The organism is Nocardia sp. NPDC005998, from assembly GCF_040614395.1.
Lineage (GTDB): Bacteria > Actinomycetota > Actinomycetes > Mycobacteriales > Mycobacteriaceae > Nocardia.
On record NZ_JBEXUI010000015.1, the window covers coordinates 141,764 to 167,251 of the forward strand.

The 25,488-nt window shown below is 65.6% G+C and carries 26 protein-coding genes; 16 read left to right on the forward strand and 10 right to left on the reverse strand.

Features of this window, described 5'->3' with window-relative positions; genetic code table 11:
• The first annotated feature begins 134 nt into the window (after window positions 1–134).
• The gene (locus ABZ293_RS21690; RefSeq protein ID WP_354960890.1) at window positions 135–446 is read left to right on the forward strand and encodes a GNAT family N-acetyltransferase; all 312 of its coding nucleotides are present in this window, start codon (window positions 135–137) and stop codon (window positions 444–446) included.
• Window positions 447–454: 8 nt separating this feature from the next.
• Here ABZ293_RS21690 and ABZ293_RS21695 read toward each other — a convergent pair whose 3' ends face one another.
• The gene (locus ABZ293_RS21695; protein WP_354960889.1) at window positions 455–1,216 is read right to left on the reverse strand and encodes a lysophospholipid acyltransferase family protein; all 762 of its coding nucleotides are present in this window, start codon (window positions 1,214–1,216) and stop codon (window positions 455–457) included.
• Between the two features lie 71 nt (window positions 1,217–1,287).
• On the opposite strand from ABZ293_RS21695, the gene ABZ293_RS21700 reads away from it, so the two are divergent.
• From ABZ293_RS21700 to ABZ293_RS21710, 3 genes are all read left to right on the forward strand, one after another.
• A complete protein-coding gene (locus tag ABZ293_RS21700; RefSeq protein ID WP_355183197.1) occupies window positions 1,288–1,932 on the forward strand; it encodes a YqgE/AlgH family protein in 645 nt (214 codons plus the stop codon).
• Window positions 1,933–2,116: 184 nt separating this feature from the next.
• Window positions 2,117–2,626 (forward strand): sigma-70 family RNA polymerase sigma factor, encoded by a 510-nt coding sequence (locus ABZ293_RS21705; protein ID WP_354960887.1) that lies wholly within the window; start codon window positions 2,117–2,119, stop codon window positions 2,624–2,626.
• Complete coding sequence (locus ABZ293_RS21710) at window positions 2,623–3,330, forward strand: zf-HC2 domain-containing protein (protein WP_355183199.1); 708 nt, start codon at window positions 2,623–2,625, stop codon at window positions 3,328–3,330. The genes ABZ293_RS21705 and ABZ293_RS21710 overlap by 4 nt, the downstream gene beginning before the upstream one ends.
• A gap of 62 nt (window positions 3,331–3,392) precedes the next feature.
• Here ABZ293_RS21710 and ABZ293_RS21715 read toward each other — a convergent pair whose 3' ends face one another.
• From ABZ293_RS21715 to ABZ293_RS21725, 3 genes are all read right to left on the reverse strand, one after another.
• Entirely contained in the window at window positions 3,393–4,166 is a 774-nt protein-coding gene (locus ABZ293_RS21715; RefSeq protein ID WP_355183201.1) for an ABC transporter permease, read from the reverse strand.
• Window positions 4,163–5,140, reverse strand: a complete 978-nt coding sequence (locus ABZ293_RS21720) for an ATP-binding cassette domain-containing protein (RefSeq protein ID WP_355183203.1) — start codon at window positions 5,138–5,140, stop codon at window positions 4,163–4,165. Before ABZ293_RS21720 ends, ABZ293_RS21715 begins: the two co-directional genes overlap by 4 nt.
• Before the next feature lie 123 nt (window positions 5,141–5,263).
• Window positions 5,264–5,779, reverse strand: a complete 516-nt coding sequence (locus ABZ293_RS21725; protein ID WP_355183205.1) for an EXLDI protein — start codon at window positions 5,777–5,779, stop codon at window positions 5,264–5,266.
• Window positions 5,780–5,936: 157 nt separating this feature from the next.
• On the opposite strand from ABZ293_RS21725, the gene ABZ293_RS21730 reads away from it, so the two are divergent.
• From ABZ293_RS21730 to ABZ293_RS21755, 6 genes are all read left to right on the forward strand, one after another.
• A complete protein-coding gene (locus ABZ293_RS21730; protein ID WP_355183207.1) occupies window positions 5,937–7,616 on the forward strand; it encodes a thiamine pyrophosphate-binding protein in 1,680 nt (559 codons plus the stop codon).
• Window positions 7,613–8,272 (forward strand): SRPBCC family protein, encoded by a 660-nt coding sequence (locus tag ABZ293_RS21735; protein ID WP_354960881.1) that lies wholly within the window; start codon window positions 7,613–7,615, stop codon window positions 8,270–8,272. Before ABZ293_RS21730 ends, ABZ293_RS21735 begins: the two co-directional genes overlap by 4 nt.
• A gap of 9 nt (window positions 8,273–8,281) precedes the next feature.
• Window positions 8,282–9,340, forward strand: coding sequence for a 3-oxoacyl-[acyl-carrier-protein] synthase III C-terminal domain-containing protein (locus ABZ293_RS21740; RefSeq protein ID WP_355183209.1), 1,059 nt, complete (start codon window positions 8,282–8,284; stop codon window positions 9,338–9,340).
• Window positions 9,337–10,377, forward strand: coding sequence for an aminotransferase class I/II-fold pyridoxal phosphate-dependent enzyme (locus ABZ293_RS21745; RefSeq protein ID WP_355183211.1), 1,041 nt, complete (start codon window positions 9,337–9,339; stop codon window positions 10,375–10,377). Before ABZ293_RS21740 ends, ABZ293_RS21745 begins: the two co-directional genes overlap by 4 nt.
• A 158-nt stretch (window positions 10,378–10,535) precedes the next feature.
• Entirely contained in the window at window positions 10,536–10,730 is a 195-nt protein-coding gene (locus tag ABZ293_RS21750) for a ribbon-helix-helix protein, CopG family (protein WP_063045758.1), read from the forward strand.
• 8 nt (window positions 10,731–10,738) lie between these two features.
• Entirely contained in the window at window positions 10,739–11,098 is a 360-nt protein-coding gene (locus tag ABZ293_RS21755) for a type II toxin-antitoxin system death-on-curing family toxin (RefSeq protein WP_355183300.1), read from the forward strand.
• Between the two features lie 49 nt (window positions 11,099–11,147).
• Here the strand turns inward: ABZ293_RS21755 and ABZ293_RS21760 are convergent, their stop codons facing one another.
• The gene (locus ABZ293_RS21760; protein WP_355183213.1) at window positions 11,148–11,555 is read right to left on the reverse strand and encodes an SdpI family protein; all 408 of its coding nucleotides are present in this window, start codon (window positions 11,553–11,555) and stop codon (window positions 11,148–11,150) included.
• Between the two features lie 124 nt (window positions 11,556–11,679).
• Here ABZ293_RS21760 and leuS point away from each other — a divergent pair, with 124 nt between their 5' ends.
• Complete coding sequence (leuS, locus tag ABZ293_RS21765) at window positions 11,680–14,529, forward strand: leucine--tRNA ligase (RefSeq protein ID WP_355183215.1); 2,850 nt, start codon at window positions 11,680–11,682, stop codon at window positions 14,527–14,529.
• Between the two features lie 129 nt (window positions 14,530–14,658).
• Here leuS and ABZ293_RS21770 read toward each other — a convergent pair whose 3' ends face one another.
• Entirely contained in the window at window positions 14,659–15,450 is a 792-nt protein-coding gene (locus ABZ293_RS21770) for a polysaccharide deacetylase family protein (RefSeq protein ID WP_355183217.1), read from the reverse strand.
• Window positions 15,451–15,637: 187 nt separating this feature from the next.
• Window positions 15,638–16,333 carry an SDR family oxidoreductase gene (locus ABZ293_RS21775; RefSeq protein WP_355183219.1) on the reverse strand — a complete coding sequence of 232 codons (696 nt, stop codon included), beginning with the start codon at window positions 16,331–16,333 and terminating at the stop codon, window positions 15,638–15,640.
• Between the two features lie 252 nt (window positions 16,334–16,585).
• Between ABZ293_RS21775 and ABZ293_RS21780 the strand changes: the two genes are divergently transcribed.
• Both ABZ293_RS21780 and ABZ293_RS21785 read left to right on the forward strand, forming a co-directional pair.
• The gene (locus ABZ293_RS21780) at window positions 16,586–17,923 is read left to right on the forward strand and encodes a glycogen debranching protein (RefSeq protein ID WP_355183302.1); all 1,338 of its coding nucleotides are present in this window, start codon (window positions 16,586–16,588) and stop codon (window positions 17,921–17,923) included.
• A gap of 169 nt (window positions 17,924–18,092) precedes the next feature.
• Window positions 18,093–18,824, forward strand: a complete 732-nt coding sequence (locus ABZ293_RS21785; protein ID WP_355183221.1) for a glycoside hydrolase family 25 protein — start codon at window positions 18,093–18,095, stop codon at window positions 18,822–18,824.
• Window positions 18,825–18,965: 141 nt separating this feature from the next.
• On the opposite strand, the gene ABZ293_RS21790 is transcribed toward ABZ293_RS21785, so the two are convergent.
• Complete coding sequence (locus tag ABZ293_RS21790; protein ID WP_355183223.1) at window positions 18,966–21,035, reverse strand: PhoX family phosphatase; 2,070 nt, start codon at window positions 21,033–21,035, stop codon at window positions 18,966–18,968.
• Between the two features lie 171 nt (window positions 21,036–21,206).
• Here ABZ293_RS21790 and ABZ293_RS21795 point away from each other — a divergent pair, with 171 nt between their 5' ends.
• Window positions 21,207–21,452, forward strand: coding sequence for a hypothetical protein (locus ABZ293_RS21795; protein WP_355183225.1), 246 nt, complete (start codon window positions 21,207–21,209; stop codon window positions 21,450–21,452).
• 63 nt (window positions 21,453–21,515) lie between these two features.
• Here the strand turns inward: ABZ293_RS21795 and ABZ293_RS21800 are convergent, their stop codons facing one another.
• Both ABZ293_RS21800 and ABZ293_RS21805 read right to left on the reverse strand, forming a co-directional pair.
• Window positions 21,516–22,319 carry a hypothetical protein gene (locus ABZ293_RS21800; protein WP_355183227.1) on the reverse strand — a complete coding sequence of 268 codons (804 nt, stop codon included), beginning with the start codon at window positions 22,317–22,319 and terminating at the stop codon, window positions 21,516–21,518.
• A 93-nt stretch (window positions 22,320–22,412) separates the two neighbouring features.
• A complete protein-coding gene (locus tag ABZ293_RS21805; RefSeq protein ID WP_355183229.1) occupies window positions 22,413–22,964 on the reverse strand; it encodes a lipoprotein LpqH in 552 nt (183 codons plus the stop codon).
• Window positions 22,965–23,109: 145 nt separating this feature from the next.
• Here ABZ293_RS21805 and ABZ293_RS21810 point away from each other — a divergent pair, with 145 nt between their 5' ends.
• Both ABZ293_RS21810 and ABZ293_RS21815 read left to right on the forward strand, forming a co-directional pair.
• Window positions 23,110–24,453, forward strand: coding sequence for a hypothetical protein (locus ABZ293_RS21810; protein WP_355183304.1), 1,344 nt, complete (start codon window positions 23,110–23,112; stop codon window positions 24,451–24,453).
• Complete coding sequence (locus ABZ293_RS21815) at window positions 24,453–25,487, forward strand: hypothetical protein (protein ID WP_355183231.1); 1,035 nt, start codon at window positions 24,453–24,455, stop codon at window positions 25,485–25,487. The genes ABZ293_RS21810 and ABZ293_RS21815 overlap by 1 nt, the downstream gene beginning before the upstream one ends.
• Window position 25,488: the final 1 nt, after the last annotated feature.

The following is a 25,488-nucleotide window of genomic DNA, read 5'->3' on the forward strand; positions in this document are numbered from 1 at the left end:
CTCCCGGTGGAGGCGTTCGGCGCGACCAAGAGCATTCTTGCCAGCCCGGCACCGGTAGACAAGTCGAGCACCGGATCGGAGCCGATTAGTGTTGCGGTACACCGTCACCCACCCACACCGAGTAGCGTCGAGCCATGTCGACTGAGGTCCGTAACAACGCCATGCTGGAACGCTTCGAGATCTATGTCGACGGTGCGATCGCCGGATACACCGAATACCAGGACACGGCCTCCGAACGCGCCTTCGTCCACACCGAGATCTATCCGCAGCACGAAGGCCAGGGCTATGGCCGGGTGCTGGTGCAGGCGGCACTGAACGCCTCGCGTCGGGAGGGTTTCGGCATCCTGCCGATGTGCCCGATGGTCTATCACTTCATCGAGTCGCGACCGGAGTACATCGCGCTGGTCCCGCAGTGGGCGCGCGAGAAGCTGGGCCTGCCCCAGTAGGCAGGGGTTCAGTACGCGGCGACGGCCCCGTCGAGTGCCTGCTGCAGATCGGTGCGGACCAGCCGGGCGATCTCCGCGGGCTTGGCGGGCAGCTCGGTGACCGGAACCCCGAAGTAGACGCTGGCCGCCTTGGCCTCTTCCTTGGTGACCGGCACCGTCGGATCCGCTCGGGGTCCATAGTTCAAAGCCATGCTGACCAGCACGGGCCGCGCACCCAGCTTCATCGCACGGAACGCGATGTGACCGATCCCGCTGCCCACCGGCTGTACCTCGGTGTGATCGATCTCATTGCAGGTGCCCTCCGGAAAGACCGCGATCCCATCGCCATCGGCCATCCGCTCGGCACAGATGTCCATCATTCGCTGACCGGCCGCGTTCACCGCCCGCAGACCGTGGTCCTTGCCGCGGAACACCGGGATCCCACCCATCATGTCGATCCTGCGGCGCTGCTTGTCATCGAGGAACAGCTCGTCCTTGGCCAGTACCCGCACCCGCCCGATCACCGGGCGCAATTCGCTGTGCCAGGCCGCCGCGGCGACGGTGTAGGGATCGGATTCGGAGAGGTGGTTGATCGCGAGGAGCAGCGGCCTGCGCTGGCCGATCACCTCGTGCAGTAGCTTGCGCGCGCCCTCGGCGTAGGCGACGCGTGGATGGTATCGACGTCCGAGAATGGCATAGGCACCCCACGCCTTCAGCCGGTTCTGCTGGTGTTCGCGATAGAAGTCGTACACAGTGTCCGCATTGTCGAGGAGAACCTCGGGCCGTTCCATGGCCACACAGTAACGGAATCCGCCACGCCGCTTGACCGACGAACGGCCCGCGACGGTGCGATGATGTCGGAGTGGCACGCGGAGATGACCCGGACGATCGGAAGACTCGCGGCGGACACGGTGACCGTCGGCGACGCGATTCCCGGCACGGCGAGCAGGTGGTGCGCGCCGGCACCCTGCTGGTGTCGGCGACCGACCTGGTCGAGCCGACATTTCGGCGTACCGTCGTCTACATCATCGAACACAACGAGGCGGGCAGTCTCGGTGTGGTGCTCAACCGCCCGAGCGATACCGCGGTGCACGATGTACTGCCACGCTGGACCGAGGCGGCGGCCGCGCCGCGCACGCTGTTCATCGGCGGCCCGGTCAAACGGGACGCGGCCCTCTGCCTCGGCACCGTTCGGGTCGGCGCCTCGATCGACGGTGTCTCCGGCCTGCGCCGGATCGACGGCCGCGTGGTGCTCATCGACCTCGACGCGGACCCGGATCAGATCACCCCGCTGATCGAGGGGCTGCGCATATTCGCCGGCTACGCGGGCTGGACCTTCGGCCAGCTCGAAGGCGAACTGCAGAACAACGATTGGATCGTGCTCTCCGCCCTGCCCTCGGATCCGATCAGCACCGGCCGCCCGGACCTGTGGGCCCACGTCCTGCGCCGCCAGCCGCTTCCGCTGTCGCTGCTCGCGACACACCCGATTGAACTAGAACGCAACTAGGCACGTGGTCTGCATGGAGGAGGCAATACCGACATGCGACACGACACTTGATCGGGCGACACATGGATAACTCGTCGGGGACGTCCAACAGCCGATCACCCCAACAGCCGCCGGCCGACTACAAAGCCAACCGAACACACCAAAACCGGCAAAAGGCGCGAGGCAGCGGAGGAGCACGTGACAAATGCCCGAAGAACAAGCCGAGCTCATGCGGGCGCTCTATCAGGAACATGCCGCGGCGCTGTGGCGCTACACGCTCGGTTTGGTTCGCGACCCGGGTCGGGCCGAGGACATCGTGCAGGAGACCTTGTTGCGGGCCTGGCAGCGCCCGAATGTGCTCGATCAATCGACCACGTCGGCGCGTGCATGGTTGTTCACCGTCGCGCGGAATCTCGCCGTGGATGAGCATCGCAGCGCGCGCAGCCGCCGCGAGTTCCGCACCGACAACCCGCCCGAGCGGGCCGCACCGGATCAGGCCGATCGGGCCCTGGACGGCTGGCTGGTCGCGGACGCGTTGGGTCGGCTCAGCGCCGATCATCGCGAGGTGATCGTGCGTGCCTACTATCGAGGTCTTTCCACGCACCAGATCGCCGAGGAACTCGATATCCCGGCGGGCACGGTGAAATCCCGGTTGCACTACGGCATGCGGGCGCTACGGCTGGCACTACAGGAGATGGGGGTGACGAACCGATGACGGATATCGCCGACGACTACTCGACGTGGGACGCACCCTATGTACTCGGCTCCCTGACCCGACTCGAGCGGCAGGAGTACGAGGAGCATCTGGCTGGCTGCCCGGTCTGCCAGGCCGCGGTATCCGATCTCGCCGGACTACCCGGTCTGCTCGCCCTGGTCGAACCCGAGACCGCGCTCGCGATGATCGAGCCGCTGGAGGCCCCTGCGGCCGAGGCCGAGCCGCCCGCGCAGCTGCTGCCCCGGCTCGCCGCGGTGGCCGAAAGGCGCAGACGGCGCGGTCGGTGGGTTACCGTCGGCACCGCGCTCGCGGCGGCCGCCGCGGCGGTGGCCATCGCGATTCCGGTGGTCACCTCGATGACCGCGACGCAAACGACGACCACCGAACAGGTTGTGGCCGAACGCAGTATGCAATCGATCAAGCCGAATCCGGTGACGGCCAGCTTCAAAGTCCTTCGCGCCGATAGCAAGGCGCGGATCGTGATGACCTGTAGCTATGGGCCGAGCGATCAGCGCTACAGCTGGAATCTCGACCTGTACGTCATCGGCACCGACGGCAGTCAGAGCAAACTCGATCAGTGGCCCGCCGGGCCGGGGACCGAGCTGACGATCGACCGGACCGTCGATAAGGCACCGGACCAGATCCAGGCGGTGGAGATCCGGTTGGCGTCGACGGGCGAAACGCTGCTCTCCGGCACGGTCTGACGCGATTCGATCCCCTCGCCGAACTCGGCGAGGGGATCGAACATATTCGGGCGCAATGCGATTCAGCGCTGTCCCGACTTGCGGAAGACCGAGGTCGACCAGAAGTATCCGACCAGCCCGAGGCCGATGCACCAGGCGACGGAGATGATGCCACTATTGCCGATCTCCGTGCCCATGAGCAGGCCGCGGATGGTTTCGGTGATCGGGGTGAACGGCTGGTACTCGGCGAACTGACGCAGGCCGACCGGCATGGTGTCGGTACCGACCAGGCCGCTGCCCAGGAATGGCAGCATGATCAGCGGGAAGGGCATATTGCTCGCAGTCTCCGGAGTCGACGCGACCAGACCCATCCCGACCGCGAGCCAGGTGAGCGCGAGTACGAGCATGGCGAGCAGTCCGAATGCGGCGATCCACTCGATCACATTCGCCGACGGCCGGAAGCCGACGAGCAGTGCGACACCGACCATCGCGGCGATGCCGAGCAGGGCCTGGATCAATGCGCCCACCACATGTCCGGCGAGGAACGCGGGCTGCGAAATCGCCATCGTGCGAAAGCGATTCACAATACCCTTGGTGGTATCGGTGCAGACCGAGACCGCCACACCCGCGGTCATATAGGCCGGGATCAACAGCAGCATGCCCGGGGCCAGGTAGTCGATGTAGTTGCCGCCGGACGACTTCTCCAATGCGCCACCGAACACGAAGTTGAAGATGAGCAGCAGCAGGATCGGCATGACGATGATGCTGATGGTCATGCTCGGGTACCGCTTCGCATGCAGCAGATTGCGCCGCAACATCGTCTTCGAATCGGCAAGTGCGTAGGCCGTCGTGCTCATCGCACGGTCTCCTTTTCCGCGGTGGGATGTCCGGTGAGGGTGAGGAATACGTCGTCGAGGGTGGGGGTGTGCACCGAAAGTCCGGCGACCTCGATCTGCTCGTAGTCGAGCCGGTCGAGTACCGCGCGCAGCGATTTGACGCCGCCGTCACTCGGGACCGCGAGGGTGAACTCCGCCTCGCCCGCGTCATCGACAACGCGCGCCTCCGGCCCCAATGCCGTCGCCGCGGCGCTGAGTCCGATCTGGTCGGCGAACTCGAGTCGGATATGCCCGCCGGGTACCCGCCGCTTCAATTCGGCGGCTGTCCCCTCGGCGACGATCCGGCCGTGATCGAGTACGGCGATCCGGTCGGCCAGCTGATCGGCCTCCTCCAGGTATTGGGTGGTGAGGAAGACGGTCACGCTGTAGTCGTCGACGAGTGTGCGGATCATCTCCCAAATGGCCCGCCTACTGCGCGGATCCAGGCCGGTGGTCGGCTCGTCGAGGAAGATGATGCGCGGATCGCCGACCAGCGTCATGGCCAGATCCAGCCGCCGGACCATACCGCCGGAATAGGTGGCCGCGGTCTTATCGCCCGCCGCCACCAGATCGAAGCGCTCGAGCAGTTCGGCGGCAAGGCGCTTGCTCTCCCGGCGCGGCAGATGGTGCAGATCGGCCATGAGAATCAGGTTTTCGCGACCGGTCAGCAATTCGTCGACCGCGGAGAACTGACCGGTGACACCGATCGCGCTGCGCACGGCATCGGGTTCGGTGCTCAGATCATGGCCGTCGACCCGGACTTCGCCCGCATCGGGGCGCAGCAGGGTGGTGAGGATCTGCACGGTGGTGGTCTTGCCCGCACCGTTCGGACCGAGCAGCGAATAGATCGTGCCCGCCGGGACGGTGATGTCGATGCCATCGAGCACCACCTGCTCACCGAACGATTTACGCAGACCCAGCGCCGAAATGGCCGGGGCGCGATGACCGTTGGTCATGGTCGTCCTTTCGTGGAAAATTTCATTAAATAATGCGAATGACAGCATGGGTTACCCACACCGCGCCCGGAGTCCGGTGCGGCGATTCGTGGTGGTATTCGGTTGTTCGGCCGAATGATTCGGCTAGATGTCGAGTTCCTCGACCGGTGGACGGTCGGCGATCCGGGCCACCCGCTCATAGAGCTTGTCCGGAATCTTCCCCTTCAATTCACCCAGCGAATCGACGACCTCGAAGATGAAGTCGCCCCAGTCCTGATCGCCCACGCCGAGCATGCGACGCCAGTTCGTCAGATCCTTGATCCAATTGGAATTCTGCGGGTATTCGTCCCAGTTCGAATACTGGGCGTGCATGACGAATTTGCCCTTCCGACTGCGAAATACCCGGACGTGTTCGATGCGCTCTTCGTTCACGTCACGGTATTCGCCGAGCAGGGCGCCGGAGAAGCGGACCTGACGCACACCGTTGTGGCCGACCCGCAGCACTACCTCGTCGTAGCCCTCCAGCCTGCCCTCCTCCAGCTCGATGAACCGCCGCAGCGCGGTGGTCACCGCTCCCGAGAGATTGCCGCCGACCAGCTCCTGCGCACGCTGGAACAGGGGCAGATCGTCATCGGCAACATAGATCGTCTTGTTGGGCATGCCATCACTATACGTAGATGTATACGTACACACAAGCGCCGCCCACATCGGGATTTTTTCGAGGTACATCTTGCGCGAGTCATTGAACCGCTCCGCAGTCCGACTCGTAGTTCACCTGTACGCGATGTGCGATCGCGCCTGTGCGAGAGGAGTGCCGATGCCGAGCAGGGTCGTGGATTATCTGGTTCGAGCGGTTTCGACCCTGGGCGTGCGACATATCTTCGGTGTCGACGGCGCGAACATCGAGGATCTCTACGACGCGCTCTTCGACACGCCCTACGACGTCACCGGAATCGTTGCCAAACACGAGTTTTCGGCCGCGACCATGGCCGACGGCTATGCTCGCTCGACCGGCGGGCTCGGCGTCGTCGCCGCCACCTCCGGCGGCGGTGCGATGAATCTCGTTGCCGGACTTGCCGAATCGTACGCATCGCGGGTGCCGGTGCTGGCGCTGGTCGGGCAGCCGCCGACCGCATCGGCAGGGCGCGGCGCGTTCCAGGACACCAGCGGACTCGCCGGCAGCATCGACGCGACCCGGATGTTCGCCGAGATCACCCAGTTCTGCGCCCGCGTGGAGACCGCCGCCGACCTTCCCGACATGGTGGCCAGGGCGGTCGACGGCGCCCGGCGCGGCGGGCCCGCCGTACTGCTGCTGCCCAAGGACGTGCAGCGCAGCGATATCGGCGATATCCCGCCGTTCCGGTTGACAGCGCCGCGGTACCGGCGCGATGACGGCGGACTGGCCCGGGTGCGCGCGGCGCTGATCGCGGCCCGCAAGGTGGGCAAGATCGTGATCATCGCCGGCGACCAGGTGGCCCGCGACGACGCCCGTGCCGAACTCGCCTGGCTGGCAAGGGCATTGGATGCCGCGGTCGGCGTCGCACCGGATGCGAAGGACACCTACGACAATGCCGATCCCGCGTACTGCGGTGTCGCCGGGAGCATGGGGCATGCCGAGCTTTCGGCGGCGCTGCGCTCCGCGGCCCTGTGCCTGATCGTCGGGACCCCGATGCCGGTCACCGCGCGTACCGGATTGGACGAGCTGCTGGCCGAGGGCACCGTCGCGCATATCGGAGTCACCGCGCCGTACGTGACCGCAATCCACGCCGCCAGCACCGATCTCGCGCTCGATCTGGCCGCGCTCGCCGATGAATTCAGCGGCGACATGAGGATGTCGCGCCACGAGCGCCCGCATACCCCGTTGACACCGCTGTGCGTGCCCGAGGCGACCGGTCCCGGTGTGCGCTATCGCGAGTTGGTCGAAACCATCGAAGCGCTATTGCCCGAGGGCACAGACGTATTCGCCGATGCGGGCAATACCGGTGCTGCGGTGGTGCACCACTTGCGGGTGCCGCGCGGCGGCCGATTCGTGGTCGCGCTCGGGATGGGCGGGATGGGCTACGCCTTCGGCGCCGCAATAGGTTCGACATTCGCGCGCCATCGCGGCCCCTCCGGGACCAGGCGCACCGTTGTCGTGGCCGGTGACGGCTCGTTCTACATGCACGGCATGGAATTGCACACCGCGATCGAACACGATCTGCCGGTCACGTTCATCGTGCTCAACAACAACGCGCACGCCATGTGTGTCACCCGTGAACAGCTCTATTACCAGGATCGCTACAGCTTCAACCGATTTCGGCCCACGCACCTGGGCGCGGGCATCGACGCGATGTTCCCTGAACTTCCCGCGTACTCCGTACGTACCACCGAAGACCTGGCCATCGCATTGGGGCGATGTGTCGAAACCGAAGGGCCGTCGTTCATTTCCATCGACGTCGACCCCGACGAAGTTCCACCCTTCATCCCGTTCCTCGCCACATTGGAGAAGATGCAGTGACGACCAGCGCCCTGCCCGCCCTCAGCGATATCCCCGACGCCGTCATCCCCGGAGTACTGCGGATCGAGAACTCCGATAAGGACGCCACCACCCCGATCATCATGGACATGTTGCGGTCGGTGTATCCGCACGACCAGGTCTTCGGCGAATACTGTCCGGTGCAGGCGTATATCGCCGCACCGCCGCAGGATGTGTTCGAGTACCTCGCCGATACCCGCTGCCTGGAGGAATGGACCTACAGCCTGCGCGGATTCGTCGAAACCGAGGAACCGGGGCTGTGGCTGGCCTGGGACCGGCTCGGCCCGGAGACCAAGATCTTCACCCGCACCGTCGCGCACCGCGACGCCATGACCGTCGACTACCACTGTGCCTGGGACCAGAGCAAGCACCTGTGGATGATCTACCTGCTGCGGGTGATCGATGCCCAGGTGGTGTTCAACAAGCCGGGGTCGGTGGTGCTGTGGGTCAACTGCCGTCACCCGTTCTACGAGGAAAACCCCTATCCCGAAACGGCTCCCGAAAAGCGGCCGGTGTGGGTGGGCGACTTCTGGGACATGTTCTCCGCCGGGCACCAGCTCGAGATGGACAACCTCAAGGCGATCTGCGAATACCGTGCCGCACACGGCCTTCCGATCAAGCCCGACTGGATGAAGTGAGGCCACACCATGATCTCGAACTATGACGGACCCGCTGCCCCCGAGGCCACCGGACTGCCGACGGTCAGCCTGGTCGATGTGGCGAGCTATCTGCCGGGCGCACCGGTCGGCACCGAATACTTCACGCAGTACAGCCGATCCGATCGGATGGCCAAGAACGTCATGTTCCGCTCGCCCAAGGCGCGCCACCACGTGGCCGAGGACGAGACCGCGGTGGATATGGTCGAGCGCGCCGTCGCGCCGCTGATCGAACGCCACGGCGCAAAAGCGATCACCGATATCGATGTGCTGATCACCCACACCCAGCTGCCGGACAATCCGGTCATGGGCTGCGGTCCGGAAGTCGCCCGACGACTCGGTATGAAGCCCCGATTCGTCTACGACATACACAACGGCGGTTGCGCGGCGTTCGTGCACATGATGGCGATGGCCAGGATGATTCTGCAGACCACCGACGCGCGCACCGCACTCATCGTGGCAGCGCAGAACTGCGCGGGCCCGGTCTTCACCCAGACCGAGATCCGCAAACTCGCCCAGGCCCCGGTACCCGGCGACGGATGCGGGGTCGGACTGCTGGTCAAGGACGATTCCGCGCCGATCCTCGATATCGAATGCCGCACCTATCCCGAATTCGCCGGGGATATGGAGTTCTCGACCAACGGCGAGCGCAAGTACTGGCAGCCGGGCGAGGGGGAGGGCTGCGTCAGCTTCACCGAATCCAAGATCACCAAGGTGTTCGCGCGCGGCAATCGCCTGGTGCCGGAGGTGGCGTTGGCGGTGTGCGAGCGGATCGGGGTCAAGGGCCGCGATATCGACACCTTCGTCACCAATCAGCCGAACCGGCTGTTCCTGCGCAACTGGCACGATGCGCTGGAACTGCCCCCTGAGCGCCATCCCGATACCTTCGACCAGTGCGGAAACCTTTTCGCCGCGGGCATTCCCGTCACGCTCGATACCGAGAACCGGGCGGGTCGGCTGCGCAATGGATCGGTTGTGCTGCTGTCGGCCTTCGCACATGCCGGTGACTTCGCCGGAGCCGCGGCGGTGCGCTGGGGTGCGGCCGGATGAGTATGCGGCTGGCCGATGAGTCGCGGCCCTCGCAGCAGCGCCGGAGTCAGAGTCAGCGGCCGCAGCTGCGGTTCGATCTGAGCCTGAGCGAAAACCCTTTTCCGCCATTGCCTTCGGTGCTGCACGCGGTGAACGGCGTACTGGCCCATGCCAACCGCTATCCGGAATTCCTGCCGCGACGGCTGCCCAGACTGATCGCGGGGCATATCGGCGTGCATTCGGATCAGGTGGTCGTCGGGTCCGGCGCGACCGGGGTGGCCATGCAGATCATTCAGGCATTGACCACGCGCGGGGCCGGAATGGTCTACGGGGCACCGACCTTCGACGGCTATCCGATCATGGCGGAGATGGCCGATCTGGAGGTCGTCCCGGTGCCCCTGGATGCCGCGGGCAATCAGGATCTCTGGGCGATGGCAAGGGCCATTGACAAGCGGACGGGTCTGGTGGTGGTCTGCCGTCCGCACAATCCGACCGGCACGGTGATTCCGGCCAGTGAGTTGAAGGCGTTTCTGTGCTCGGTGCCGCGCCGGGTGCCGGTCATCCTCGATGAGGCCTATGCCGAATTCCTCGATCTCACGGATCAGGTCGACACCGTGGCACTGCTGGATCGGCATCCGAATCTGCTGGTGCTGCGCACCTTTTCGAAGGCGTACGGGCTGGCCGGACTGCGCATCGGCTACACCTTCGGCGGACCCGAATTGATCGGGCGGGTGCGCAGGCTGCAATTGCCGTTCGGGATGAGTTCGGCGGCGGTCGCCGCGGTCGCCGCGTCCTACGCCGCCGAACCCGAACTCGCCGAGCGCATCCTGCGCATCACCACCCAGCGCGAGGCCCTGCGCAGCGCACTGCGGAGCAGGCATATCGAGGTCCCCCGCAGCAACGCCAATTTCCTGTACCTGCCCGGGCCGGGCGTGGCAACGGCGCTACGCCGGGGGGGCATCGCGGCCAAGGCATATCCCGACGGCAGCGCCCGCATCGCCGTCGGGGATCCCGAGGCGGACTACGCGGTGCTGAAGGCACTGGAGTCACTGCGCTAGGTGGTGTTGGATCGGCGGCGTTCGCCGGACCTGTGTGGTTTCGACTGCGCCGCCCCCGCCCCCGCCCCTCGCTCACATCGCGTGTTGGCGCTCAACTACCGGCAGGTCGACTGGTATGCGATCGATTAACGTGGTATCTGGCAGGTATCATGCATGTTATGGCGATGACCTTGCGACTCGATGATGACGACGACCGCATGCTGAGCGAGGAAGCCGCGCGCACCGGCCGCTCGAAGCAAGAGATCGCGAAGGAAGCGATCCACCTACATCTCACCGCGAACCAGGAAGTGTTCGAGGCGATGCTGGCGCGCACCATGGAACGGCATGCCGAATTGCTGGAACGGCTCGCGTGATCCGATACCTGACGGTCCACGAACTTCTCCTGATCGCGCGGGCCGTGAACCGCGGTACCGACGCGATCCGGGATTACGGATTGCTAGCCTCCGCCGCCGCGCGTCCGTCCACCAGGGTTTTCGGCGTCGATCCATATCCGGAATTGTTCGACAAGGCCGCTGCATTGCTGCATTCGCTTGCTCGCAATCACGCGCTGATCGACGGCAACAAACGCACCGCGTTCCTTGCGGCGGCGCTCATGCTCGAACGTAACGGCGTCGTGCTGGTCGCGCTCCCTGACGAACAGGAATCGGTCATGATTGCCGTCGCAGTCGGGGACATGGACGTGCCCGAGATTGCCGAGCACCTCCGAAAATGGGTCGAATAGCAGCACGCATGACGTCGTGATCGGGGTCTGCGCTGGTCGCGACCGCGCGTTAGTTGGCCGGGGCGCAGGTGTCACGCAACGAGCACGCACCGCAAGAGGAACCGCAGCCGCCGATCTGCTCGGCCGGAACCAGCGCCTCGACCGCGCGAGCTGCGGCATTCGCACCCGCGCCGAGGGTGAACAGCGCCACCGTCGCTGTGACCACCGCGACGATGATCGCAGGAAGGCCGCCTGCGGCGAGGGCGACGAGTCCGCCCGCGAACAGCAGTGCGCCCGCGGCCACGGAGGTGGGGGCGGCGACGCGGTTGGCAATGCGGAAGGTGTCATCGTCGTGCAGTGCCGCTTCGGTATGCACTCCGATGAAGCGATTGCGGGGCAGACGGCCGGTCAGTCCGAGCACGCCGGTTGCGATGGCCACGAAGGCCAGCACGAACAGGGTGAGAGCGACGACGAACACCCAAGAAGGCTAGCGCACCGCGCCGACGGGTCGAGCCCGGCCCGATTTTCGGTGCCCGGGCCCGGACGTTCTACCCTGATAGACACATTTATGACGGGATCGGCGAGAACAAGAAGGCAGGACCGTGGCGGACACTCGTGCAACCGAAAGCGATGTACCGGAGCACAGGTACAGCGCTGGCCTTGCCGGCCGCATCGAGCGCCGGTGGCAGCGGACCTGGGATGAGCGCGGAACCTTCCACGCGCCGAACCCGGTAGGCCCGCTCGCGGGCACCACTCCGGCGGACAAACTGTTCGTTCAGGACATGTTCCCGTACCCCTCCGGTGCGGGTCTGCATGTCGGACATCCGCTCGGCTATATCGCGACCGACGTCTTCGCCCGCTATCACCGGATGCACGGACGCAATGTGCTGCACGCGCTCGGCTACGACGCGTTCGGCCTGCCCGCCGAGCAGTACGCGGTGCAGACCGGCGCGCATCCGCGCGAGACCACCGAGGCGAATATCGCCACCATGCAACGCCAGCTGGACCGGCTGGGTCTGGGCCATGACCGTCGGCGCTCGTTCGCGACCACCGATCCGGAGTACTACAAGTGGACGCAGTGGATCTTCCTGCGCATCTACAACGCCTGGTACGACGAGGAGCTGGACCGCGCCCGCCCGATCGCCGAACTGGAGGCGCAGTTCGCCTCCGGTGCCCGGCCGACCCCCAACGGTCGGGCCTGGAACGATCTGCCCGCTGCCCAGCGCGCGGCGGTGCTCGACTCGTATCGCCTGGTGTACCAGACCGATTCGGTGGTCAACTGGTGCCCCGGCCTCGGCACGGTGCTGTCCAATGAGGAGGTCACCGCCGACGGCCGCAGTGAGCGCGGCAACTTCCCGGTGTTCCGCAGGCGGCTGTGGCAGTGGATGATGCGCATCACCGCCTACTCCGACCGGCTGGTCGATGATCTCGATCGACTGGACTGGCCGGAGAACGTCAAGGCCATGCAGCGCAACTGGATCGGCCGATCCCGTGGCGCACAGGTCAAGTTCACCGCCGACGGTCAGCACATCGAGGTCTTCACCACCCGACCCGACACCCTGTTCGGTTCCACCTATGTGGTGTTGGCGCCCGAACACGAGCTGGTCGACCGGCTGACCGCCGCGGAATGGCCCGCTGGTGTCGATCCGCGCTGGACCTTCGATGACGCCGGAACTCCCGCGGAAGCCGTTGCGGCATACCGCAAGGCGATCGCGGCCAAATCGGATCTGGAACGTCAGGAGAACAAGGAGAAGTCCGGCGTCTTTCTGGGGGCCTATGCGACCAACCCGGTGAACGGCGCCCAGGTGCCGGTCTTCATCGCCGACTATGTGCTGTCCGGATACGGCACCGGCGCGATCATGGCGGTGCCCGGACACGATCAGCGCGACTGGGAATTCGCCTCGGTATTCGGTCTGCCGATCGTGCAAGTCATTTCCGGCGGCGACATTGCGACCGCGGCCTACACCGGCGACGGCACACTGGTGAACTCCGACTACCTCAACGGCCGGTCCGTCGAGGAGGCCAAGGCGACGGTGATCGCCCGCCTGGAGGCCGACGGCCACGGCAAGGGCACCGTCCAGTACAAGCTGCGCGACTGGCTGTTCGCCCGCCAGCGCTACTGGGGCGAGCCGTTCCCGATCGTCTACGACGAGGACGGCGCACCGCACGCGCTGCCGGAGTCCATGCTGCCGGTCGAACTTCCGGAGCTGGACGACTTCGCGCCGGTGACCTTCGATCCCGAGGACGCCGACTCCGAGCCGTCGCCGCCGCTGGCCAAGGCGACCGATTGGGTGCATGTCGAACTGGATCTGGGTGACGGACCCAAGCAGTACCGGCGCGACACCAATGTCATGCCGAACTGGGCGGGCAGCTCCTGGTATCAGCTGCGCTATGCCGACCCGACCAATCCGGACGCGTTCTGCGCCAAGGAAAACGAGCAGTACTGGCTCGGCCCGCGCACCGGGGAGCACGGCCCGCACGATCCGGGCGGTGTCGACCTGTACGTCGGTGGTGTCGAGCACGCGGTGCTGCATCTGCTCTACGCGCGGTTCTGGCAGAAGGTGCTGTTCGATCTCGGCGATGTGAGCGGTTACGAGCCGTACCGGCGCCTGTTCAACCAGGGCTACATCCAGGCGCACGCCTACAAGGACGCACGTGGCGCGTATCTGCCCGCCGCCGAGATCATCGAGCGCGACGGCAAGCACTACTTCCCGGATCCGACCACCGGCATCGAGATCGAGGCGTTCCAGGAGTACGGCAAGATCGGAAAGTCGTTGAAGAACGCCATCTCGCCGGACGAGATGTGCGATATGTACGGCGCCGACACCTTCCGCCTCTACGAGATGTCGATGGGGCCGCTGGACACCTCACGGCCGTGGGCGACCAAGGATGTCGTCGGTGCGCACCGGTTCTTGCAGCGGGTCTGGCGACTGGTGGTGGACGAGGAGTCCGGCACGACGCGGGTCACCGACGAGAAGCCGTCGGAGCAGACACTGCGCCTGCTGCACAAGACGATCGCCGGTGTGGACGACGATTACGCCGCGCTGCGCGATAACACCGCGGGCGCCAAGCTGATCGAGCTGACCAACCATCTGACCAAGAGCTATCCCACGGGTGCGCCGCGCACGGTAGTGGAGCCGGTGGTGCTGATGCTGGCCCCGATGGCGCCGCATATCGCCGAGGAACTGTGGGAACGGCTGGGGCACGAACAATCCCTCGCGCACGGTCCCTTCCCGGTGGCGGATCCGGCGCTGCTGGTCGAGGAGTCGGTGGAGTACCCGATCCAGGTGAACGGCAAGGTGCGCAGCCGAATTCAGGTGCCCGCCGACGCCGATAACGCGACCATCGAGGCGGCGGCGCTGGCCGATGAGAAGATCGTGGCCGCGCTCGGTGGCAGCGCGCCGCGCAAGCTGATCGTGGTGCCGGGACGGTTGATCAATATCGTCGCCTGAGTCACGCTTTCGCCCGGGCATCGTTCGCATGCCCGGGCGAAAGTGTCTCTGGGCGAAGATGTCTCGGAGCAAAACCGCTGTGAGTTGCCCCCAGATGACTTGTCGGAGTTTCGGTGCTCCAGGAAACAGTCAGCGCGGCGGCAGCAGGACGTCGTTGAGGGTCACCATGGACAGATTGCGCTCCTTGATGATGTCCACCAGCTGTCCATAGACATGGGTAACCGCAGGTGCGTTCGCGTGCCCGATAATGATCGTCTGCGGATTGAAATACTTACGCGCGCACTGCAACAGGTACTCCTCGGTGATCACACCGGAGTCCGACAGCGACCCGTACCACATGGTCGGCACCGTATAGCCGAGATCCGCCGCCACCTTGTCGACCGTGGCATTGTGGCGGCCGAAGGGCGGGCGGTAGTACGGCGTGCCGTCCACGCCGAAGTTGTTCCGCAGATAGGACTTCGCCCGCTCCAATTGGGAGGAGATGCCCGATGCGGACTGCTTGGTCAGATCGGCATGGTCCCAGGTGTGGTTGCCGAGCTGGATCTGACCGGAATCGACCAAGGGCCGCAACGCATCTCGGTGAATCGCCCAGGAGTCGTAGTACGCGGTAACGAAGAAGGTGAATCGGGCGCCGGTATCCCTGGCGAACTTGATATAGGCACCGACCACTTCCGGACTCGCGCCGTCATCGACCGTGAGCGCCATGCTGGTGCCCGTACCGGGCAGCGCGGTGATCGTCTGCGCCGGAATCGGCGTCTTCGGTCCGATCGGGGGCGGCGGCAGCAGCGGCGCCGGTGCGGGCAGAATGGGCCCGCCGCCCGCCGAACCGCTGTTGAACGGCTCCCCCTCCGCCTTCACGCAGCCGGTCAATGCCGCCGCGGTCCCCGTAGCAAGCAGCGTCAGCAGCCGACGTCTATCCACGATCCAAACCCTTTTACTTCACTCGAACAGCACCCCGCCGCCCATCGGCGTAACGCGCAGGTAACAATTCACACTGTACCGAGCGAAACTGTCCGCGAGCTGAACCTCGGAACAACAAGTCGACAAAGTGACATCATTTTGCCGTTTTGTCCGTGGTGAGCACCCGCCGGAAGCACGGTGCGCCGAATCAGTAGGGTCGCAGCACGATCTCGGTGGGATGGCCGTCGCGCGGTGTGTCGATGGCGGCACGGACGGTACCCGCGACGGTCTCCGGGCGCAGGAACTCCTCCGGGCGGTATTCGCGGCCCTCGCCCGCGATGATCTCGCGCTGCATATCGGTATCGATGCGGCCGGGATGAATCGAGGTCACCCGCAGTGTCGGCTCCTCCAGCCGCAGCGCGTCACCGAAGGCGCGCAGTCCGAACTTGCTCGCCGCATAAGAGGCCCAGCCCGGATTGGCCCGCAAGCCCGCACCCGAATTGATCAGCACCACATGACCATTGGCCGCGCGCAGGGCGGGCAGCAACAGACGGGTCAACTCCGCGACCGCGATTACGTTGGCTTCCAAGGTGTTTCGCCACTGCTGCACCGACGAATCGGCGATCGAACCGAGTTCGGCGACACCGGCATTGTGTACCAACACATCCAGCCGCCGAATCGGCGAAACCGCTTCGGCCACTGCGGAATAGTCGGTCAACTCGACCGGCCATCCGGTGGCTCCGGGCAGTTCGCCTAATATCGCGCGCAGCGCCTCGGCCGAGCGGGCGCCGAGCAAAAGATCGTGGGTCGGTGCGAGTTCGCGAGCGATCGCGGCGCCGAGCCCGCGGCTGGCGCCGGTGATCAGCGCGGTCGGCTTCGGTGTGCTGGTCACAGCGGAGATCATGGGGCTCACCGTATCCGGCGTGCCGAAAACCCGTCAGGGGCGGTGGCACGGCCAGCGCGGGTGGCGATGGACGCATATCGGGAACACAGAGATTCACGGACGGGGCATGCCAGAGTGAGATCCGCCGCACACCAGTCGACGATGAGCCGATCGCAGACCACTGCCGACTATCTGCCGGTGGCCCGCGACACCCAGCCCGAGACGGACGTCACTGAGCGCGCGTATCTGCGGGTGTCATCGCAGAATAAAGGGATGGCACACCCGGGTTTCACCCCAACACAGCTCGCGGCCCGCGCCGCCTATCTGCTACGGGGCAACGATCTGGGCACCATGACCAGTGCCGCGCCCCGACTGTATCCGCACATGTGGAGTTGGGACGCCGCCTTCGTCGCGGTCGGCCTCGCCCCGCTGAGTGTCGAGCGCGCGGTCATCGAACTGGACACCCTGCTCTCGGCGCAGTGGAAGAACGGGATGATCCCGCACATCGTCTTCGCCAATGGCGTGGACGGCTACTTTCCCGGCCCGGCCCGCTGGGAGTGCCGCAGACTGGCCGCCAATGCCCCGGACGGTCCGGACACCTCCGGCATCACCCAGCCGCCGGTGCACGCCATCGCGGTGCAGCGCATCCTGGACCATTCCCGCCGCCACGGCCGCAGCACCCGCGCGGTGGCCGAGGAATTCCTGAACCGGCGCTGGCCGGATCTGGTGCGCTGGCATCGCTGGCTGGCCCATGCCCGCGATCCCAAGGAGAGCGGCCGGATCACGCTGTACCACGGCTGGGAATCCGGGATGGACAATTCGCCGCGCTGGGACCGCGCCTATGCGAATGTGGTCCCCGGCGACCTGCCGGCGTACCAGCGCGAGGACGTGCTGGTCGTCTCCGACCCCTCGCAGCGGCCAAGCGATCGCGAATACGACCGCTACCTGTGGCTGGTCGAGCAGATGCGCCGCGCCGGATACGACGACTATCTGCTCGCATCGACCATGAGCTTCGCGGTCGAGGATGTCTTCGTCACCGCGATCTTCGCGCTGGCCTGTGAGGTACTCGCCAACATCGGCGAGGAGTACAAGCAGCCCCATGCCGATGTCCGCGATCTGTATTCGTGGGCGGAGCGCTTCCGCGCTGGCGTGGTCGCGACCACCGACGCCCGCACCGGCGCGGCGCGCGACTTCGACGTGCGCCTGCAACGCTGGATCAACACCGAAACCCTCGCCATGTTCGCCCCATTGCTGTGCGGCGGGCTGCCCCGCGATACCGAGCGCAGCCTGCTGCGCCTGTTCGAGGGACCGCGCTTCTGCGGCCACCCGGACCTGCGCTACGCCCTGCCGCCGTCGACCTCGCCGGTCTCCAAGGATTTCCGTCCGCGCGAATACTGGCGCGGCCCGGTCTGGCCGGTCATGAGCTGGCTGTTCTCCTGGGTCTTCGCCCGCCGCGGCTGGGCCGAGCGCTCCTTCATGCTCCGCGCCGAGGGGCTGCGTCAGGCCAGCGACGGCAGCTTCGCCGAATACTACGAACCCTTCACCGGCGAACCGCTCGGCAGCATGCAGCAGTCCTGGACCGCGGCCTCGGTGCTGGACTGGCTCGGCTGACGCCGCGAACGGTTCGCGCACGGACACTGGCCCGGCCACGGACGACGGGCAATGGCTCGGCACGGGCGCTGCCAACGTGACATCGAGCAACGCTATCTAGTCAATACTGCGCAAATACCCCATACGTAACACTGGTCACATGGAGCGCCAGTCGCTATCGTCGAATGGCATGGATAGCACTCGTTGGAGATCGACTCGCGCTGTGGCGCTGTCCGCGATCACTTTGGGCAGCATCCTTGTCGCAACCTCCGCCGGAACAGCGGAGGCCGACCGAACCGGGCCGGATGTGTCGTCATGGCAGCATGTGGACGGGCGGTTCATCGACTGGTTCGCCGTGAAGCGGGCGGGACACGATTTCGCCATGGTCAAGGCGACCGAGGGATTGAGCTACCTCAATCCGTATTTCGTGCCGGACAGCTTGCTGATGCGGGCGGCCGGCGTCGCGCGCGGGACATATCACTACGCACGCCCGAATCTGCCGCCGGAGCCGCAGGCGGCGCTGTATGCGACGGTTGTGCTCGGACAGAACGGACCACTGGATCTGCCGCCGGTACTCGATCTGGAGAGTACGGGCGGGCTGAATCCGGCCGGGCTGATCGACTGGACACGGCGGTATCTGAATACCGTGCAGGCGCTGACCGGGCGAGTGCCGATCGTCTACACGTATCCGAATTTCTGGAAGACAGCTATGGCGAATACCAATGAATTCACCCGGTATCCGCTCTGGATCGCCGATTACCGCGGCAATGAACAACCCGAGGTGCCCGGTGGCTGGCCGACCTGGACGTTCTGGCAAACCACCGATGGCGGCAGCATTCCCGGTATTGCCGGCCGCACCGATGTCAATGTGTACAGCGGTGCCCAAGGCGATTTCGCACGCTACGCGAATATGGCGGGCTGAGCTGTATCCAATTCGCGGCGCTCCCGGGGCCCTCCGTGGTTACGCAAGCTACCGCCTCCGGGCCCGTCGCTCACGCCGCAGCACGAAACCGCTACTCCCTGCAGGTTCGAGTAGCGGTTTCGTGTGCTGCGCGGCCCTCGGCTAGGTGCCGATCCGGCCGCCACCCTTCTTCCACACCGAAACTACGGCGGGTCGGGGCAGACTATCGCCGCCATCGGGCCAATGCGAGGCGGGCTTTTCGGCGGTCGCATCATCGCGCTCGCCCGGATGCTGGACGCAGACGGTGACCCGATGCTCCGAAACCGTCGGGCCGCAGGTCTCCGCGCCGAACGGAACGGTCAGGAATTGTTTGGTCTCACCGCGATTCGGCCCGTCCAGCACCACCGAGAACAGACCGTCATTCGCGCCGTTGGCGCGTGAGGCATCGGTGGAGATCCACAGGTTGCCGTAGTCGTCGAAGGCCAGGTTGTCCGGTGCGGCGATCGGGCTGACCTTGCCCTTGTCGAATCCGGCGAAATAGGTGTCGGTGGTCTTCGGATCACCGCACAGCATCAGGATATTCCAGGTGAATTTGGTACCCGCGTGGTCGTCGTCGATTTCGAGGACCTGTCCGAACTTGTTGATATTGCGCGGATTCGCCTCGTCGACGCCGGGCTTGCCCTCCTTGCCACGCTGCTCGTTATAGGTCAGCGCGACATAGACCTTGCCGGACTTGGGATTCGCCTCGAAGTCCTCGGGACGGTCCATCTTGGTGGCGCCGACCTTATCGGCCGCCAATCGGGTGAACACCGAAACCTGTTCGGCGGTGAAGCCGTCGACCTTCGACGTCGCCTTGCCGTCTTCGCCGGTGACCAGCAGCGGAATCCATTGGCCGGTACCGGTGAAGCCTTTATCCGATGGCACGGCGCCATTGCCGTCGATCTTGTCCGGGTGGTCGCCAGTGAATTTGGCGACGTAGAGCGTGCCCGCATCCAGGATCGTCAGATTGTGCCGCATGCTCGCCTGGCCGGTGCCGGACTGCACCTTTCGCGAGGATACGAACTTGTACATGTAGTCGAAGCGCTCATCGTCGCCCATATAGGCGACCACGGTGCCGTCCTTGGCGACGTGAATGGTCGCGGCCTCGTGCTTGAACCGGCCCAGCGCGGTGTGCTTGATCGGTGCGGCCGTGGCGTCCCACGGATTCACCTCGACGACCCAGCCGAATCGGTTGGCCTCATTGGGTTCCTTGGCCAGATCGAAGCGGGGCTCGTGGATCTCCCACTTGCGCTCCGAGGTATTCGCGAAACCGTAGCGCTTCAGCCCGGCCTTCGCGGCCTCGTCAGTGACCTTGTCCGCGTTCGCGAAGTACTGGTTGATGTTCTCTTCACCGGAAAGCACAGTGCCCCAGGGAGTCATACCGCCGGAACAGTTGTTCAGGGTGCCGAGCACCTTGGCGCCGGTCGGGTCGGCGGACGTCTTCAGGAAGACGCTGCCCGCCGCGGGGCCGGTGACGGTGAACTCGGTAGTGCCGGTGATGCGGCGGTTGTACTTGCCGAATTCCGGTGTCAGCTTTCCGGTTTCGGATTCGCCCTTGACCTGGACCACCGAGAGTCCGTGCGCGGCAAGCGCGGTCTGGTAGTGCTCCAGTGACGGGTTCGCCTTGTCGTAGCCCTTGAACATCTGCGGCTCGGTGGTGTACTCGTGATTCACCACCAGCAGATATGTGTTCGCCTGGCCTTCGATGGGCAGCAGCGCCGCGAAATCGTTGTTGAAGCCGAACTGCTTGCTTTGTGCGGCCGCAGTTTGCTTGTCCGGGTCGAATTTCGGTGCGTCCGCGAAAAGCGGATCGCCCCAGCGGATCACGACATTGTGCTCGTAGCCCTCCGGAATGACCAGGGCGTCATCGGAATTCGCCGCGACCGGCTTGAAATTGGTGCCCACCGGCACGCCGTCGACCAGCGAGCCGCCCGCCGCCAATTCGACCTTATCGTCGTCACCGCAGGCCGCGAGCACACCGGCGGCGCCGACCGCGACCACCACACCAGCGCTGCCCTTGAGCAGACCGCGCCGCGACAGCGCCGCGCGCACCACATCACCGAAGTATTCGTTGTCCGAGGTGTTGGGCACCTCGTGGAAGCAGGCGTTACCGCACTTGTACTGGCAGGTGATGGCCGACCGCTTCGGCTGGCCGTCCCTCTTCACGAACAAGGCGATGGGCTTGGGAGTCACGACCGCACGGTAAGCCTCTCAGGCAATCCACAGGAAACGCTCAGATGAACGTCCGACCAATTAGGTAACCCTCAACTTCCGACCCGGTCGCGTAGCGCTTACGGCTGCCGTTGCGTTTCCGCCCTGAGGATCGATTAACTTGGAGTTAGGTATCAAGTCAGGAGCAGTGCGATGACTCGGTCCGCAGGAAAAATCCATCTCAGCCCAGCAGCCCTCGACTATCTCGATTGGATTCTCGCGGGCGCGATGGACGAGGCCCGCCTCGTACTCATCGACCACGACGATTTGTCCACAGAGGGCGACGGCGGCTGCAACAGGTGTACCCATCCCACCTGTGTCGGCTTCATTGCGGGCGGCGGCGCGATGTGCAAGCGCCCGACCTGCCACCACAGCTTTTTCAGCCACCGGATCTTCTAGGGTTGTGCACAAACGAATATTGCCCCCGCTCCGGGTGAGCGAGGGCAACATTTGCCGCGCGGGCTAGGCATTGATTTGCAGGGCGATTACGACCTCTTGTTCGTTCTCCGGCAGATAGTGCACCCGTAGTATGCGGCCGACTTGGACTTGGCCGACGCTGGCGGGCGGCAGAAACTTCTCCACACCGGTCGTGAAAGTCGTTCCGTCCGGGCGGGTTACGACAAGTCCGAGCTCGATTTTGGAGTGCCCGTTGCGAATTTCGCCGGGAACCGACAGCGATCGCACCACGGCCTGGGCGGCGATACCGCGCTCGGCGATATCGAGTTTGGCCTTGGTAGTGAAGCCCTTTCGGATCATGGACTCGTTCATGGCGTGCTGCGCGGCAGACATATCGCCGGAGCGGTCGACCTCGACCTTATCGGTGCGATCGGGAAGATAGCGCACCGGCAGGACGACGCCGGGTTGCAGCAGGGCGAGTTCGGTGAGCGGCACGATCATCTTGGCGTGCGAGTCGAAGATCTTGCCGTCGACGCCCTCGACGCTGAAGTCGATGCGGATCTGCGGCTGGTCGTTGACGGTCAGACCGGTCTGTCGGAAGGACTTGACGGTGCCGATGCCGACCAGGCCATTGCGGAAGGCCGAGCTGTTGTTGCCGGTGAAGGCCGCCATGATGCCCTCGCCGGTGAAGGCGAAGACCAGCGGGACGATGGTGACGGCGATGATCGGCAGCGCCATCTGTGGTCCGACCCAGGCCAGGGTGCCGTCGTCGAAGGGGCCCGAGCTGGTGTAGGTGAGGCCGTGCCAGAGGTAGTAGCCGATCGAAAGGACGAGGAAGCCGAGGGCGAGCGAGCGGGCGATGTTCTTCATGGTATTCCCCTGTGTGTGAATGGATTTGGATTGCTCGGCCCGCTCACGCCCGGTGGCTGTGGGGCGTGAGCGGGCCGGGGTGCTTCGTCCGGATCAGCCGCCGACCACGGTCGAGCAGGCGAAGGTGATGTCGAATTTCGAGGTCTTCGGCCCCGCGGTCGGATTGGTGAGGTCGGGCGCGCCGACGCCCTCGCCGGTGACCTTGTAGGTATTGCCGTCCTTGACGACCTTGGCCGACCCGCCGGGCATGCCATTGCCGAAGCCCAGGGCGTAGGGCAGGCCATTGGAGCCGCCCTTGCTGCCCGCGACCGCGACGGCCTGGACGTTATCGGTGCCGGTGATGGAGGCGCTGACGCTCAGGGTGCCGTAGGTGGCGTTATTGGTGTCGCTGAGCGCGAGGGCGATGGTGTCGCCCTGCTTGGCGCAGGTGGTCTCGAACTTGCCGTCGAGCGCCTTGCCGTCGACCAAGGCGACCGATTTGCCCGGTGCCGGGGCCGGTGCGGGGGCCGGGGCGGCCGAGGTGCCCGGCTTGGCCGAGGTGGGCGACGAGCTGCTGGAGTTGTCGCTGCACCCGGTGACGAAGAGGGCGAGAGCGGCGGCGGCTGCGGTGAGGGCGGCGGAGATGCGGACCGACTTGGTGTTCATGACTTGTTCCTTTGCTTCGTTCGGTCCCGGTGTTGGGCCGATACGAGAAAGGTAGAAATCGAACGCGCCCTACCGATCCCAGGTTTTTCGGAGTCTGAAACGGACAAACTTCCGTTAACCTGGTCGAATGCGACGGCCGCGCGCGATGGTGCTGGACGAGGTTTGGCGCCGACTCGACGGCGTCGAACCGCTCAGTGGCCCCCACGGCGGGCCGCTGCGGCGGACGGTGAAACTGATTCTGGATCCGCTGGTTATCCGTCCGGTTCAACATCCGACGTGTGCGGGGCCGATCCTCACCGCCGACGGCGCGACCCTGCTCGCCACCCGGATACACGCCGCCGCCGATGTGCTCCGCGCGACGGCCGCCTGGTTCTCCCTGCTCAAACAGGTCCGGCGGGCGCTGCGGATCACCGAGGGCAATCCGCAGGATCTGTACTTCCAGCGGTCATTCGAACTCGCCACCACATCGGGTATGCCGGATCCGCACCGCGACCGGGCCATCGCCGAGGCGACGCTGCGCGATGTGCACGAATTCGCGGCGGGACGCACCACGCAGGCGCTCAAGGAGTACATCACCGCGGGTGCGCGGATCACCGAACTCACCGGGTTGATCGATATCGCGTGGCGACGCCGTCCGGTGGGCGGACCGACCGGCGATCACGCCGAAATCTTCACGGTGCTGCTCGACGCGTGTGCGGCGGCCCGCGGCGGTGGGCAGGCCGACGGGCAGCCGACATTCGATCAGCTGGTCGCCACCCACGCCGGAACGCACGGGGGAATTCGGCTGTGGGACAGCATATCCGCGCCGACCGCACAGCAACTCGGTCTCACCGCGCACCCGCTGCCACAATCACCCGCGCTCGGTTCCTCGGCCTCGAAGGCCAGTCTGGGGCTGCCATTCGATCGCAGCATCTACGAACGCGTATTCACCGTGCTGCAGGCGTCGAGTGAACGGGCCGAACTGCCGCCCATTCCGGAACTGGTGACCGCCGAAATCGCCCGAAGCTGTGCGCCATGGGCGCTTTTGGACGAATCACTGCGGGTCGCGGCCACGGCCGGAGCGACGCTCGCACGCGGGCTGCGGCCGATCGCCGCGCTGGCGAGTACCGATGGCGTGAGCCCGGCCGGGTCGGAGGCGGCCGAAACGGCGGCGCATCGGCTGATCAATGGCCGCTGGCAGCGGGAGGCATATGTATTGCAGGCCCGGCGGCTCGCGGTGCGCGCCGATATCGACCTGCTCGATGGCCCGCTGGCCGCCATTGCTGCCGAACTGCGCACGCCATGGCGGCCCTATCTGCGACGACTGTGGGTCCGGCTGCACGGCCGCGATGTCCGGGAGGTCGGCGTCTACGAGCCGGACGAGCTGTGGGATCTGCTCGACGGCGTGGCCCGCTCGGTAATGCTGGACCACCGGATGCGGGTCAAACAGGCGCTGAGCGCGAGTTCCCTGGTCACCGAGCCGGATCCGGCGGAATCGAGGGCGAGCTGATGAGCGCGACCGTGCGGATCGGACGGACCGCGGACGGCATCTGGACCGTCGTGCCCGAGGGTGCGCCGACCGTACTCGATGCCGCGGCGGCGATCGATGCCATGGTGTTGGAGGTGGTCGGCGGGCATCTGTCCTGGAGTCTGCTTGCCGGACAGACGATTCCGGCCGCCGTTATCGACAATGTCGAGTTGGCACACGACTGGCTGTGGGCGGTGTACGGCGAACGGATCGCCGTGGCCATCGCCGATACCGAATTCACCGACGGAGCCGAATTCACGGCCGAACCAGCGGTGCCTGAACTCGTAACCGCCGCCTGGCGGCTCGGATTCGCGTATTGGGCCACACGCTGGTGGCCCGCATCGACGATCGATGGCATCACCCCGCTCGACGACCGGCTGCTCGACCAGGAGATCACCGCCTTGCGCGCGGAGTGCGAATTGCTCATCGATGACGAGACCGCATCGGACGGTGAGGCTGTGGATATCACCGCAGCCGTCGAAGTATCTGCTCGCGCAGCAGATTACGCGCTGGCGGCCGGTGGCGGCACGGACCGTCCGGCCGGTGCGCTGTCGCTCGGACGCGGCACCGGTGGCTGGGATTGGCGGCGGTGCCCGCCGGGGCTCATCGATGCATCCGAGCGGGCGGTGTCGTGGGAATCTATACGGGATTCGGGGACCACGACGGTTCGCATTACCGCGGTTGCCGCACCCCAATTGGATTCGGCCGCACCGGCACATCTGCACCCGCGGGCATTCATCACCACGCCGGTCGGTACCGCGGAGGCGGAGTTGAACCTGATCGGCGATCTCTGGACCGGTGCGACGACCACGCCATCGGATTCGGTCTCGGCGGTGGATGTCTACGTGCCAGGCGTCGGTGCGACCCCGGATCCGGAGTTGGGCGGCCCGGAAATGCGTCGGCGGATCCGCGAACTCGCGGCGGCGCGGCTACGTCGGGCCACCGGCTCCGATGATGCCGTCGACGCACCGCTCCTGGCCGAGATCGCCGCCGCCGCATCGGATTCGGACTTCTGAG